We start from the raw sequence: 13,195 nt of genomic DNA, 5'->3' as shown, positions 1-13,195 counted from the left end.
CCAGCTTTTCTTAGCGGTTTCTTAAGACGCGACCTGGCGCTTCGTTGACTTCGACTACGCGCATCGTATTCCCATCCGATGCATTACAGAGAGTGAACCAAGTTGATTAAGGCAGTCTTACTAGAACTTACTTTCTCCGATCAATTTTTTCTTTGATATTCGGAGTAAATATTACTGATGTACGCGAGAGTCATTGCAGCCGATTCAAGGGCTGCTGTGAATCTTGACTCTGCCTCGCCGAATCTTCGATTCATCGGAGCGAGTCAGACGCGAGTCATGGTGCAAGTAATACTTCCAGTATCGCGGCACATTGCTCTGTGAGCTGTCCGGGAGCGCGGCTCGCTGTTCTTGTATGGGAGTTCCGCGTCGCCCGAAAAATTTCAAGCCGCAAGTTTGTCGGAATCTCAGTAGCAGGCTCATCCGTCGTCGCCGCCCGGCCCGTCCGGGTGGAGCCATGTCCAGTATGTGCGGAAGCCATGGATTGCCCGGACCAGCCGGGCAATGGCGAGAGGCCTGAGTGTGACGCGCTGGCTAGAAGCCGCTGGCCTCGGCCTGGGCGGCGCCCATGACGGCTTCGATCTCGGACCACTTGGCGCAGAATGCGGCAACGCAGGCCGGATCGAAATGAGTGCCACTACAGGCCACGATCTCGGCATAGGCCTTGTCGATGGGCCAGGCGGGTTTGTAGGGACGCTCCGAGCACAGGGCGTCGAACACGTCGGCAAGGGCGACGACACGCGCTTCGATCGGAATATCGGTCCCCGACAGCTTGTCGGGGTAGCCGGCGCCGTCCCAGCGTTCGTGATGGCTCTGGGCGATGAGCTCGGCGGTGCGGATCAGTTCGGACGAGCCGTTTTCGAGGATGCGGGCGCCGATGGTCACATGCTCGCGCATGATCTTGAACTCGTCGGGGTTCAGCTTGCCCGGCTTGCCCAGAATGGCGTCGGCAATACCGATCTTGCCGATATCGTGCAGGGGCGCCGCCAGGTAGATCATGCGGCAGCGCTGGGCACTGAGGCCGATGCCGCCGGCAATGAGTTGGCTGATGCGGGCGACGCGCGAGACATGCTCTCCGGTGTCGCCATCGCGATATTCGATGGCGCGGGCCAACCGCCAGATGATTTCTTCCTCGCGCGCCAAAAGGTGGGCGGTGGCCAGTTCCACTTCGCGCGACAGCCAGTTGGCGCGATCGGCCAGCTCGACCTGCGCCGCGCGCAAGGTCAGCAGATTGGCGACACGGGCCTGCAATTCGGTGGGGTCGAACGGCTTGTTGACGAAGTCGGTGGCGCCGGCACGGATGGCCTCGATGCGGGTATTCCGGTCCATGTCGGAGGTGACCATGATGATGGGCACCAGGCGATAGGCAGCACGTGCGCGCAAGGCGCTGGTGAATTGCACGCCGTCCATTTCGGGCATGATGTGATCGACGAGGACGAGATCGTATTGGGTGGCCTCGGTCCGCTCCAGTGCCTCGAAGGGATGCAGGCACGCATCGATGTCGGCATCGGTCGCCGCCTTGACGATCGTGGTGATCATCGCAAGGCTCGAGCGGCTGTCATCAACGATCAATACGCGCATATCCGCCCCCGGATTTGGCGCAAGCATAGGGCAACAGCTGTTATGCGACTGTTAATCGCCATCCCTTGACGCGGGACACCGATTCCCGCATCTATCGGGGCGCCGCGGGTGTAGCTCAATGGTAGAGCAGAAGCTTCCCAAGCTTACGACGAGGGTTCGATTCCCTTCACCCGCTCCAAATTCCCCTACAGCAATAACAGAACCCGGGCCTCATCGAGGTCGATGACGGCTGCCACGGCGGCCGTGGCTTCGGCCCCGTCCGCGTTGCCAATGGCGGTGACCAGCCGGGTCAGCGCCCCGTGTGTTGCCGCGAGGTAGTCGTCGGCTCCCCCCTGCTGACAGTGCTTGAGCGCCAGAGCCAGGGTCAGTTCGACAATGCCGGTCACCGAGCGCAGCAAGGCATTGCCTGAGGTTTCGGCAATGGTGCGGTGGATTTCCAGCGCAGCAATGCCGTGATTCTCGAGATCACCCGCAACCGATTCCATCTGGTGCAGCCAGTATTTCATGACGCGGATATTCTCAGCGGTGCGCCGCTGGGTGGCGAGGGTCGCGGCGCGGGTTTCCAGCGCCCGGCGCACGTCGAACAGGCTCTGATAGAATTGCCGGTCGGGCCTGGCGTAGAAGTGCCAGGACAGCACCTGCGGATCGAAGAAGCTCCAGCGGCTGGGCGGAGAGACGCGCGTGCCCACCTTGGGGCGCGCTTCGACCAGGCCCTTGGCTTCGAGGGTCTTGAGCGCCTCGCGCAGCACCGTGCGCGACACGCCATACGTTTCCATCATCACCGCGTCGCTGGCGAGGATGGAGCCGACTGGAAATTTGCCCGTGACGATGCCGTGGCCGATTTCGTTGATGACGAAGGTATGGAAATTTCGTGCAGCGGGTCGCCCGGACAGCGAGCGAATAAGGCTGCCTGCTTCGATCATGCTACACTTTCTCGGGCGACTCTTCTCCGGGAGCGGAGGCCGCAAATATGATGCGCTGCAACACAATGAACAAGAACAGCAGCACGCCGATCACGATCTTGGTCCACCAGCTCGACAGGGTGCCATCGAAAATGATGTAGGTCTGGACCAGGCCCAGCAGCATGACGCCGACGAATGTGCCCAGCACGAAGCCATAGCCGCCGGTCAGCAGCGTGCCACCAATGACCACCGCGCTGATCGCATCGAGCTCGACGCCAACGGCCGCCAGCGGATAGCCGGCCGAGGTGTAGAGCGAAAAGACGATTCCCGCCAGGGCCGCCAGGACGCTGGACAGCATGTAGATCTGGATGGTGGTGCGGGCCACCGGCACACCCATCAGCGAAGCCGAAACCGCGTTGCCGCCCAGGGCATAGACATAGGAACCGAACCGGGTGCGGTGGGCGAGGAGCGCGCCAAGCAGGAAGATCGCGACCATCAGGAGGCCGATGAAGCTCAGCCGGCCGCCTCCCGGCAGGCGGATGATGAGATCGGAAATGGTGCTGTAGAAGTCGTGATTGATCGGCACCGAATCCTGGGTGATGACCGAGGCACCGCCGCGGGCCAGGAACATGCCGGCCAGGGTAACGATAAAGCTGGGCACCTGCAGATAGTGGATGGTGACGCCCATGGCGGCGCCGAACAGGGCGGCGACCCCCAGCGCGATGGCGAAGGCCACGAGGGGATGAAAGCCCAGCCAGGAGATCAGCACGGCGATGAGGACGCCGGTGAAGCCGATGACGGCGCCCACCGAAAGGTCGATGCCCCCGGAGATGATGACGAAGGTCATGCCCACCGCGGTAATGCCGAGGAAAGCGTTGTCGGTGAGGAAATTGCCCAGCACCCTGGTCGACAGCATGCCGGGGAACTGCAGCACGCTCACAGCGTAAGCAATGAGGAAGATGACGGCGGTGGCGGCCAGTGGGCGGAGACTGCGTTTCATTTGGAGCCCGCCTGCCTGGTATCGCGTTTGAAGAAACCCAGCGCATTGCCGATCAGCGGCGATTGCAGCATCAGGATGAGGATGATCATCCCGGCCTTGACGATGAGATTGAATTCGGGCCGGAAGCCGGAGACCAGGATGCCGGTATTCATGGCCTGGATAATGAGCGCACCGACCACCGCCAGCGGAATGGAGAACTTGCCGCCCAGCAGCGAGGTGCCGCCGATGACGACGGCGAGGATGGCGTCGAGTTCGAGCCAGAGGCCGGAATTGTTGGCGTCGGCGCCACGGATATCGGCCGCCACGATGATGCCGGCAATGGCGGCACAGAAACCGGAAAGGGCATAGACCAAAACCAGCAGCATGCGGCTATGGATGCCGGCCAGCGAGGCGGCGGCGCGGTTGACGCCGATGGCCTGGATGAAGAGACCGATGGCCGTGCGCCGCACCAGCAGGGTCACCGCAATCATCAGCACCAGCGCGATCACCGCGGCCATGGGAAAGCCGAGGAAGGAGCCGGTGCCGATGAAGATCAGGCTGGGTTCGTTGAAAGTGACGATGGAGCCTTCGGTGATGAGCTGGGCGATGCCGCGGCCCGCCACCATCAATACCAGTGTCGCCACGATAGGCTGGATATCGAGCACGGCGACGAGGAAGCCGTTCCACAGCCCACAGACGAGGCCCACGGACAGCGCGGCAATCACGGCGACCGGCGTGGGATAGCCTGCCACGACCATGGTCGCCGCAACCGCGCCGCAAACCGCCATGATGGCGCCGACCGACAGGTCGACGCCCTTGGTGGCAATCACCGCCGTCATGCCGATGGCCAGGATCGCCACTGGCGCGCCGCGATTGAGCACGTCGATGACGCTGCCGAACAGGCGCCCATCCTGCCAGGTGATGCGGAAGAAATTGGGAAACAGCAGCCAGTTGATCAGCAGCACGGCGACCAGCGCCAGCAATTGCGGATTGGCCAGACGTTCGAGTTGGAACCGCTTCATGCAACGGCCTCGTCGGTATGATTGGCGATGGCCTGCACGATGACTCCCGGGTTGATATTCTTGCCGCGCAGTTCGGCAACCATTTCGCGGTCGCGCATCACCACGATACGCGAACTATAGGCCACGACCTCGTCGAGCTCGGAGGAAATGACCAGCATGGCCATGCCGTCCTCGCGCAGCCGGTTGATGGTGCGGACGATTTCGGCATGGGCGCCAACATCGATGCCGCGCGTTGGCTCATCGAGAATGAGGAAGGCCGGATCGGTGGCCAGCCAGCGCGACAGGATCACCTTCTGCTGGTTACCGCCGGACAGGAGCTTGACCGGCATGTCGAGCGAGGCGGCGCGGATATCCATGGCCTCGCCGAAGCGGCCGGCGATTTCGAGCTGCTCATCGCGGTTCAGCGCCCGGAACCAGCCGAGCTTGCCCTGCAGGGCGATAACGATGTTTTCGCGCACGCTGAGGTCGCCGAGGATGCCTTCGGCCTTGCGGTCTTCCGGGCAGAAGCCGAAGCCGTGCCTGATGGCATCGGTGGTGCGGCGCAAGCTGGTGGGCTTGCCGTTGACCATGACCTCGCCCTGGTCGGCGGGATCGGCGCCGAACATGATGCGCGCCACTTCGGTCCGGCCGGAGCCGAGCAGGCCGGCGACGCCGATCACCTCGCCCTTGTGGATGGTAAGATCGAAGGGCAGCACGCTGCGCCTGCGGCCATAGGACTTGAATTCGAGCAGCACCTCGTCGGGCGTCTCGCTGGGCTCTACATCGGTGGCACCGGAAAAGGCGATGTCCTTGCCGAGCATGAGGCGCACGACATCGGTGCGGCTGAGGGCATCGAGTTGTCGCGTATCGATCAGCTTGCCGTTGCGCAGCACGGTGACACGGTCAGCAATGGCGAAGACCTGATCGAGGAAATGGGTGATGAAGATGATGGCCAGGCCCTTGGCCTTGAGGCCGCGCACCACTTCGAACAGGCGCTCGACCTCGTTGCGGTCGAGACTGGCGGTGGGTTCGTCGAGGATCAGCACCTTGCCGGAAAGCTGCACGGCGCGGGCAATGGCGACGATCTGCTGCACGGCGACCGAATGCGTGCCCAATTCGCTCGACGGGTCGATATGCAGGTCATAGTTGGCCAGCAGCACGCGCGCGTCGGCTTCCATCCTGCGGAAATCGACGAAGCCGAAGCGGCGCGGCTGATGCCCGAGAAACAGGTTTTCGGCGACCGAGCGGTTGGGCAGGAGATTGACCTCCTGATAGACCGTGCCGATGCCGAAGGTCTGGGCGTGGAGGGGGTTGTCGAGCGACACTTCAGCGCCATCGACATAGATGCCGCCGCCATCGGGCTGATAGGCTCCGGTCAGTATCTTGATCAGCGTGGATTTGCCGGCGCCGTTTTCACCGAGCAGGGCGTGGACCTCGCCGGAGCGAAGCCCGAAATCGACAGTGTCGAGTGCGACATGGTTGCCGAAAATCTTGAGGACGCCACGCGCTTCGAGCACGTATTCGCCGTCTGCCATGCCATTTCCTCCCACCCGTCACCCACCATCGCCGCAAACGCGATGTCACCCCGGCCTTGAGCCGGGGTCCATCCCCAGATCGTCGGACTGCCGCAAGGTGGTTCAGTCTGACTTCTCAGGATGGATCCCGGCTTTCGCCGGGATGACACCGTGGTTGTGAACAGGCTCGTGACCGAGCCCGATTAGTAGCCCAAGCTCTTGCGCGTGTCATACTCGCCCTGCGGATTATCCGCCGGGGTGTAGAGCTTGGACTCGGTGATGATGGTCTTGGGCGGCTCGGTGCCGTCCTTGAGATAGGCGGCCAGGGCTTCGAAGGCCGGGCCAGCCATGTTCGGGGTCAGTTCCACCGTGGCATTGGCTTCGCCGGCAACCATGGCGGAGAAAATGTCCGGCACACCATCGATGGAAACCACCTTGATGTCGGTGCCGGGCTTGAGACCGGCATCCTTGATGGCCTGGATGGCGCCCACGGCCATGTCGTCATTATGCGCATAGACCGCACAGATATCGGCGCCGCCATTTTCGGCCTTGATGAACCCTTCCATCACTTCCTTGCCCTTGGCGCGGGTGAAATCGCCCGTCTGGCTGCGGATGATGGTGATGTTGTCATGGCCGGCAATAGCTTCTTCAAAGCCCTGCTTGCGGTTGATGGCCGGGGTCGAGCCGACGGTGCCCTGGAGCTCGACCACCTTGCAATCGGCATCGCCGACATCGGCCACAAGCCAGTCGCCGGCAACGCGGCCTTCCAGAACCTGGTCGGAGGCCACCATGGTCAGGTAGAGATCTTCGGGCGCATCAACGCCGCGATCGAGCAGGAGCACGGGAATTTCGGCTTCCTTGGCTTCGGCCAGCACGTCATCCCAGCCGGTGGCAACCACCGGGGCCACGAGAATGGCATCGACGCCCTGGGCGATGAAGCCGCGGATCGCCTTGATCTGGTTTTCCTGCTTCTGCTGCGCATCGGCAAACTTGAGGTCGATGCCGAGGGCTTCGGCCTGCTGCTTGGTCACCGAGGTTTCGGCGGCGCGCCAGCCGGATTCCGAACCGATCTGGCTAAAACCCACGGTCAGGCCCTGCAGGTTTTCCTGGGCAATGCTGACAGACGTCAAAGCGGTAGCGAGGCTCGCCGCGATGGCGAGCTTGGAAATGATGGTCACGATGTCCTCCCAATGTGGACGTCGCGGCGTGTTCACCTGCGACGATGAAAGGACGCTATATAAAGTACTATTATATGTAAATAGCAAAAAGTATGATTAAGCCACAACCTGCTTAGGAGACGAAAACGACATATTTTTCAATATATTGAAGCCTATCAGGCTGTGCGTTTGCCTGCCAGCGCCGGAAGCACGGCCGGGGCCGAACCGGCCCGCGCGACGATGAACACCGCCTTGCCCCTGCCTGGTTGCCACTGATGCTCGATGGAAAATCCGGCGCCGGTGAGGCTGCCGACCAGTTCCGGCGTGGTCATCACGTCGAGCTGCGGCAACAGGCCCAGCGCCTTGCCGAGCGGCGCGATGAGCTTGAACAGGCCCATCGTGTCACCAATGCAGGTCGTGCTGCTGATGAAGAGGCCGCCCGGCTTGAGCAGGCGGAACACCTTGGCGATGACTACATCCTTGTCGGCGAGCAGGTGCAGGATGCTCAGCCCCAGGATCACGTCGAAGCTGGCATCGGGCGCGGCCAAGCTGGTGATATCGGCGCGCACGAAGGTCAGGTTGTCGACCTCCGCCGACGCTGCCTTGCTTCGGGCGATCTCCAGCATGCCCTCGGAGAAGTCGATGGCTGTGATGTAACGCACATGGGGCGCATGGAGGATCGCGGTGCCTCCGGTGCCGCAGCCGAATTCCAGCACATCCATGTCCGGCCGCAGATAGGCGCGCGTTACCTGCAGCTTGGTCTGGTAGGCGGCTTCGTCGGCGATCGGCTGGCGCGCATAGCGATCAGCCATCTTGTCCCAGAACCTGTCTTCGCCCATCGCCCTGCCTCACTGTTCAGCGCAAGCTAGCAAGCCGGCACCTACAACAAAATTGCAGAATTTCGCACGAGCGATATACATATCTGTATGAAACAACCGGACTGGAACCACCTGCGCGCCTTTCTCGTCACCGTCGAAACCGGCTCGCTCTCGGCCGCGGCGCGCGGGCTGGGCCTGACGCAACCGACGCTGGGACGGCAGGTCGCCGCATTGGAACAAGAACTCGGCATATTGCTGTTCGAACGAGTGGGCCGCTCCCTGGCGCTGACCGTGGCAGGGCGGGAACTGTTCGAATCGGCCCGCACGATGGGCGAAGTTGCCGGACGCCTGCCGATCATCGCCTCCGGCCAGTCGCAATCCGTCGAGGGGCTGGTGCGCATCACCGCCAGCGATATCGTCGCCGCCCATACCCTGCCCGCGATCCTCAAGCAGATGCACGAGATCGCGCCGGGCATCGCGGTGGAAATCGTCGCCGCCAACGATGTGCGCGACCTGATCCGCCGCGAGGCCGATATCGCCATAAGGCATGTGCGGCCCGAGCAGCCCGATCTCATCGCCAGGCGCTGTCGCGGCACCACGGCGCATCTCTATGGCGCTACCAGTTATCTCGACACACATGGCCGTCCAAGGTCGGGTGCCGATCTCGCGGATGCGAGCTTCATCGGCTATTCCGAGGCGGACGGACTGGTTGCCGAACTCAATGCGCGCGGCGTGCCGGTCACGCGGGCCAGTTTCAAATGGAGCACCGGCAGCGTGGTGACGGCCTGGGAAATGATACGGCAGGGGCTGGGCCTGGGCGTGATGTTCCGCGATGTTGCCGAGGGCGCGCCGGGTGTCGAGGCCGTATTGCCGGAGCTGGCGCCATTCGAGGTGCCGATCTGGCTGGCGGTGCATCGCGAACTGCATACCAGCCGCCGCATCAGGCTGGTCTTCGACCTGTTGGCCGAGGCGTTGGGATAGCGTCAGCCGGGCCGGCGGCACCGGCATCAAGCCCGGCCATATCGTCACCCTGGGCATCCGCCCGCATGACCTGCTGAACCTGCCCGGCACACTTACCGGGTAAGTGGCGCTGGTTGAGCGGCTGGGCAATGAAACCAATATCGGCCTCAAGCTCCCCTCGGGGGCCGCATGGCTGGTTGTGCTCGATGGCGATCATGATTTCAGACCCGGCCAGCGGGTGGAACTGACCTTCGATCCAGCACGCGCCATCATCTTCGGCTCGGACGGTGTGGCCCGTCATCCTCGCGCCTGACATACCCCCTGTGACACGGGCGGCCTTGCGCCTGCGCGCCTGCAGTGCTTTACGGGCGCTTTCGCTGCGCCCGTCGGCGCAGCATGCAGGGGCTCCCTACCGCATGATACGTCTCGAAAGCATCGGCAAGCAGAACGGCAAGCAGATTGTCTTCATCGAGGCATCGGCAGTGTTGCAAAAGGGTGAGAAGATCGGTCTGGTCGGTCCCAATGGCGCCGGCAAGACCACCCTCTTCCGCATGATCACCGGCGAGGAGCAGCCCGACGAGGGCCAGGTCTCGATGGATCGCGGCATCACCATCGGCTATTTCAGCCAGGATGTCGGCGAGATGGCCGGCCGCAGCGTCGTGGCCGAAGTCATGGATGGTGCCGGCCCGGTCAGCGCGCTCATCACCGAGATGCGGGCGCTGGAAGCCGATATGGGCGACCCCGACAAGGCCGACGACATGGACGCCATCATCGAGCGCTATGGCGAGGTGCAGCACCAGTTCGAGGAATTGGACGGTTATTCGCTCGATGGCCGCGCCCGCGAAGTGCTCGACGGGCTGGGCTTCAGCCAGGAGATGATGGACGGCGATGTCGGGGCTCTCTCCGGCGGCTGGAAGATGCGCGTAGCGCTCGCCCGCATCCTGCTCATGCGCCCCGATGCGCTGCTGCTGGACGAGCCGAGCAACCATCTCGACCTCGAAAGCCTGATCTGGCTGGAAGCGTTCCTGCAGAACTATTCGGGTGCCCTGTTCATGACCTCGCATGACCGCGAATTCATGAATCGCATCTGCACTAAGATCGTCGAAATCGACGCCGGTTCGCTCACCACCTATTCGGGCAATTACGAATTCTACCAGCAGCAGCGCGCCATTGCCGAGAAGAACCAACAGGCGCAGTTCGAGCGGCAGCAGGCCATGCTGGCGAAAGAGCTCGATTTCATCGCCCGCTTCAAGGCCCGCGCCAGCCATGCCGCGCAGGTGCAGAGCCGGGTCAAGAAGCTCGACAAGATCGACCGCGTCGAGCCGCCCAAGCGCCGCCAAACGGTGGAGTTCGAATTCCGCCCCGCCCCGCGCTCGGGCGAGGATGTGGCATTGCTCAAAAATGTCTCCAAGAGCTATGGCAGCCGGTCCATCTACGACGGGCTCGACTTTCATGTCCGCCGCAAGGAGCGTTGGTGCGTCATGGGCGTCAACGGCGCCGGCAAATCGACTTTGCTCAAGCTGGTCACCGGCACGGCCGACCCCGATACGGGCACGGTTTCGCGCGGGCCGTCGGTCAAGATGGCCTATTTCGCCCAGCACGCCATGGATGTACTCGATGGCGACCTGACGGTGTTCCAGCAGCTCGAAAGTTCATTCCCGCAGGCGGGTCAGGCGCCATTGCGCGCGCTGGCCGGTGCCTTCGGCTTTTCGGGCGACGAGATCGAGAAGAAGTGCCGCGTGCTGTCTGGCGGCGAAAAAGCCCGACTGGTCATGGCGATGATGCTGTTCGACCCGCCGAATTTCCTTGTACTGGACGAGCCGACCAACCACCTCGACATAGCCACCAAGGAAATGCTGATCACGGCGCTCAGCCAATATGAAGGCACGATGCTGTTCGTCAGCCACGACCGGCATTTCCTCGCCGCACTCAGCAACCGCGTATTGGAGCTGACGCCGGAAGGCGTGCATGTCTATGGCGGCGGCTATACGGAATACGTGCAGAGCACCGGGCACGAGGCACCGGGGCTACGGAGCTAACGCCGGTAGCTCGGTTCTGCATAAAACTCGATCTTCACCCTCGGCCTTGACCCGAGGGCGCTGCACTTGCAGGACGCCAGCAAGTAAAGAGCCTTGGGTCTAGCCCGAGGGTGACGCGCGGTGAGTGCGGTCCATCTGTTGCCCCTCAAGGGGGGCGGCGGGCTGCCGGCCAGTTACCGCGCCGTGCTCTGCCTTGGCACCAGTTCGTAGCCCAGGTCGACCGTGCGCTCCGCTCGCTTGCCGTCCATGGCCGCGAGCAGCATTTCGATGGCACGGCGGCCCATGTCATAGCGGTGGGTCACGACGCTGGTAATCGAGGGGCTTGCCACCGCCATGAGTTCGAGATCGTTGAAGCCGACAATGCCGAAATCCTGCGGGATGCGGATGCGGCGGCGCAGGCATTCGAACATGGTACCCAGTGCAATGTCGTCATTATTGGCCTGCACCGCGTCGGCTCCGACGCCACGCGCCAGCAGGTCCGAACACAGTGCCGCACCCATGGCGACCGATGAAGGCTTGGTGGTGGTGACGATCAGGTCGTCGTCGAACAACCCGGCCTCGTGCAGGGCCCGGGAATAGCCCTCCATGCGGCGCTGGGTGCGCGGGTCCATCTGCGCCGCGAGGAAGGCGATGCGACGATAGCCCTTGTCGAGCAGATGCCTGGTGGCGCCATAGGCTGCCTCGACATGGGAGAAGCCGATCTGCATGTCGACCGGCTCGGGCGCCAGGTCCATGATCTGCACGATCGGGCAGTCATTGCCCTCGAGCAGCCGCGTCACCTCGCGCGTGTGCTCGACGCCGGTCACCAGCATGGCCGCCGGGCGCTGGCCGGAAAACAGGCGGATCAGCCCCTCCTCCTTGAGCTGGGAATAATTGGTGGTACCGAGCTGCACCTGGAAGCGCGTGCCTTCCACCGCGTCATAGATGCCGCGGACCACATCGGCGAATACGGCGTTGATCACCGACGGGATCACCACGGCGATGACATCGGTGCGCGCCGAAGCGAGCTGGCGCGCCGCCGTGTTCGGCACATAGCCGATCTTGGCGATGGCGGCCTGCACCCGCTCGCGCAACGGCTCAGACACGGCCTCGGGGTGGCGCAATACCCGTGACACCGTGATGGCACTGACATCCGCGGCCTTGGCCACATCCGACAATGTCGGCAGACCGGATGTCTTTCTCTCTCGTGCCATTGCGCGGATCACACCTCTTAGGCCGCCCCTATGTGACCGTTGAAGAACGATTCTGCATCGCTGTCGAGTTACCTGCCGGACTTCTCCCGGCCGTAGAGCAGCAGCATGACGATGATGACGCCGCCATAGATGATCTGGCGGCCGAATTCGGCGATCTGCATTACCGACAGGATCGATTGCAGCAGGGTGATGAGGATCACCCCGGCAATGGTGCCGAGATAATTGCCCCGCCCGCCCAGGATCGAGGTGCCGCCCAGCACGACGGCGGCAATGGCCGGCAGGAGATAGGCATCGCCCATCGATTGCGCTGCCTTACCGGCATAACCGACCAGCAGCACACCGCCGAAGGCGGCCAGCCCGCCGCACAGTGCAAAGGCGATCATCACCACGCGCTGCGTCGGCACACCGGAAAGATAGGCCGCCGCCTCCTTGTTGCCGATGCCGTAGATGGCGCGGCCGAACGTAGTGCGTCCCAGCAGGAACACCGCCAGAATGCCGGTAATGGCCCAGACGATGACGGCGTTGGGAATGCCCAGGATGGTGCCGGCGGCGAGGTAGCGCATCGCGGGCGAGGCGCTGTCCACCGGCGCGAAGCCGCCGGTATAAGCCACCATCAGGCCCTGCGCCACGGCATTGACCGCCAGGGTAACGATCATCGAGGGGATGCGCAGGTAGGCAACGCCGATGCCATTGACCAGCCCCATCAGCACGCCGCAGAGGACGCCGAAGGGAATGGCCAGGACCTCGCCCATCGGGCCATAGGCCGTTGCCGCCGAGGCCATCATGGCGCCCAGCGTCACCGCCCAGGGCACGGAGAGGTCGATCTGCCCGAGCAGGATCACCAGCATCATGCCGGTGGCGATGACGCCCAGGAAGGCCCCGACCTTGAGCTGCTGCAGCAGGTATTCCGGCGACAGGAAATTCGGCGAATAGAGGCTGCCGATCAGCAGCAGCAGGATGATACAGCCGAAGGCGGTGGCCACCGGCAGGTCGATACGGCTGGTCCAGTTGGGTCGGGGCGCAGGGTTGGTGTTGAGTTTGTCCGTGGTCATCA

General features: G+C 63.1%; 12 protein-coding genes and 1 tRNA gene. 4 read left to right on the top strand and 9 right to left on the bottom strand.

From position 1 onward, the window contains the following. Nucleotides 1-531: 531 nt before the first annotated feature. On the bottom strand, nt 532-1,578 hold the full coding sequence (locus tag ASD04_RS15455; protein WP_056259294.1) for an HD domain-containing phosphohydrolase: 1,047 nt from the start codon (nt 1,576-1,578) through the stop codon (nt 532-534). A gap of 104 nt (nt 1,579-1,682) precedes the next feature. Between ASD04_RS15455 and ASD04_RS15450 the strand changes: the two genes are divergently transcribed. Continuing rightward, a tRNA-Gly gene (locus ASD04_RS15450) sits at nt 1,683-1,756 on the top strand. A gap of 7 nt (nt 1,757-1,763) precedes the next feature. Here the strand turns inward: ASD04_RS15450 and ASD04_RS15445 are convergent. The 6 genes from ASD04_RS15445 to ASD04_RS15420 all read right to left on the bottom strand — a co-directional run bounded on the left by ASD04_RS15445 (nt 1,764) and on the right by ASD04_RS15420 (nt 7,970). Continuing rightward, nucleotides 1,764-2,501, bottom strand: coding sequence for an FCD domain-containing protein (locus tag ASD04_RS15445; RefSeq protein ID WP_056258874.1), 738 nt, complete (start codon nt 2,499-2,501; stop codon nt 1,764-1,766). A 1-nt stretch (nt 2,502) separates the two neighbouring features. Then, nucleotides 2,503-3,480: a galactofuranose ABC transporter, permease protein YjfF gene (gene yjfF / locus ASD04_RS15440; RefSeq protein WP_056258869.1), complete on the bottom strand. Its 978-nt coding sequence runs from the start codon at nt 3,478-3,480 to the stop codon at nt 2,503-2,505. After that, complete coding sequence (locus tag ASD04_RS15435; protein WP_056258866.1) at nt 3,477-4,481, bottom strand: ABC transporter permease; 1,005 nt, start codon at nt 4,479-4,481, stop codon at nt 3,477-3,479. Before ASD04_RS15435 ends, yjfF begins: the two co-directional genes overlap by 4 nt. Further along, nucleotides 4,478-5,995, bottom strand: a complete 1,518-nt coding sequence (locus ASD04_RS15430; RefSeq protein WP_056258863.1) for a sugar ABC transporter ATP-binding protein — start codon at nt 5,993-5,995, stop codon at nt 4,478-4,480. The genes ASD04_RS15435 and ASD04_RS15430 overlap by 4 nt, the downstream gene beginning before the upstream one ends. 182 nt (nt 5,996-6,177) lie before the next feature. After that, nucleotides 6,178-7,152, bottom strand: a complete 975-nt coding sequence (gene ytfQ / locus ASD04_RS15425; RefSeq protein WP_082531268.1) for a galactofuranose ABC transporter, galactofuranose-binding protein YtfQ — start codon at nt 7,150-7,152, stop codon at nt 6,178-6,180. A 155-nt stretch (nt 7,153-7,307) separates the two neighbouring features. Beyond that, nucleotides 7,308-7,970: a class I SAM-dependent methyltransferase gene (locus tag ASD04_RS15420; protein ID WP_056258860.1), complete on the bottom strand. Its 663-nt coding sequence runs from the start codon at nt 7,968-7,970 to the stop codon at nt 7,308-7,310. 87 nt (nt 7,971-8,057) lie between these two features. Between ASD04_RS15420 and ASD04_RS15415 the strand changes: the two genes are divergently transcribed. The 3 genes from ASD04_RS15415 to ASD04_RS15405 all read left to right on the top strand — a co-directional run bounded on the left by ASD04_RS15415 (nt 8,058) and on the right by ASD04_RS15405 (nt 10,948). Then, entirely contained in the window at nt 8,058-8,930 is an 873-nt protein-coding gene (locus ASD04_RS15415) for a LysR family transcriptional regulator (protein WP_056258857.1), read from the top strand. Between the two features lie 103 nt (nt 8,931-9,033). Then, the gene (locus ASD04_RS15410; RefSeq protein WP_056258854.1) at nt 9,034-9,222 is read left to right on the top strand and encodes a TOBE domain-containing protein; all 189 of its coding nucleotides are present in this window, start codon (nt 9,034-9,036) and stop codon (nt 9,220-9,222) included. A gap of 103 nt (nt 9,223-9,325) precedes the next feature. Further along, a complete protein-coding gene (locus ASD04_RS15405; RefSeq protein ID WP_056258845.1) occupies nt 9,326-10,948 on the top strand; it encodes an ABC-F family ATP-binding cassette domain-containing protein in 1,623 nt (540 codons plus the stop codon). Nucleotides 10,949-11,121: 173 nt separating this feature from the next. Here the strand turns inward: ASD04_RS15405 and ASD04_RS15400 are convergent, their stop codons facing one another. Both ASD04_RS15400 and ASD04_RS15395 read right to left on the bottom strand, forming a co-directional pair. After that, on the bottom strand, nt 11,122-12,141 hold the full coding sequence (locus ASD04_RS15400; protein WP_056258842.1) for a LacI family DNA-binding transcriptional regulator: 1,020 nt from the start codon (nt 12,139-12,141) through the stop codon (nt 11,122-11,124). A gap of 68 nt (nt 12,142-12,209) precedes the next feature. Beyond that, complete coding sequence (locus ASD04_RS15395; protein WP_056258838.1) at nt 12,210-13,193, bottom strand: ABC transporter permease; 984 nt, start codon at nt 13,191-13,193, stop codon at nt 12,210-12,212. Between the last annotated feature and the right edge of the window lie 2 nt (nt 13,194-13,195).

Origin of the sequence: Devosia sp. Root436, assembly GCF_001426345.1 — a bacterium.
GTDB lineage: Bacteria > Pseudomonadota > Alphaproteobacteria > Rhizobiales > Devosiaceae > Devosia.
Note: the sequence above shows the minus strand (reverse complement) of the source record. Positions and strands in the feature narration are given on the sequence as shown.

Coding starts and splice junctions, on each gene's coding strand:
- ASD04_RS15455 (WP_056259294.1), bottom strand. CDS start 1,578: ATGCGCGTATTGATCGTTGATGACAGCCGCTCGAGCCTTGCGATGATC.
- ASD04_RS15445 (WP_056258874.1), bottom strand. CDS start 2,501: ATGATCGAAGCAGGCAGCCTTATTCGCTCGCTGTCCGGGCGACCCGCT.
- yjfF (WP_056258869.1), bottom strand. CDS start 3,480: ATGAAACGCAGTCTCCGCCCACTGGCCGCCACCGCCGTCATCTTCCTC.
- ASD04_RS15435 (WP_056258866.1), bottom strand. CDS start 4,481: ATGAAGCGGTTCCAACTCGAACGTCTGGCCAATCCGCAATTGCTGGCG.
- ASD04_RS15430 (WP_056258863.1), bottom strand. CDS start 5,995: ATGGCAGACGGCGAATACGTGCTCGAAGCGCGTGGCGTCCTCAAGATT.
- ASD04_RS15420 (WP_056258860.1), bottom strand. CDS start 7,970: ATGGGCGAAGACAGGTTCTGGGACAAGATGGCTGATCGCTATGCGCGC.
- ASD04_RS15415 (WP_056258857.1), top strand. CDS start 8,058: ATGAAACAACCGGACTGGAACCACCTGCGCGCCTTTCTCGTCACCGTC.
- ASD04_RS15405 (WP_056258845.1), top strand. CDS start 9,326: ATGATACGTCTCGAAAGCATCGGCAAGCAGAACGGCAAGCAGATTGTC.
- ASD04_RS15400 (WP_056258842.1), bottom strand. CDS start 12,141: ATGGCACGAGAGAGAAAGACATCCGGTCTGCCGACATTGTCGGATGTG.
- ASD04_RS15395 (WP_056258838.1), bottom strand. CDS start 13,193: ATGACCACGGACAAACTCAACACCAACCCTGCGCCCCGACCCAACTGG.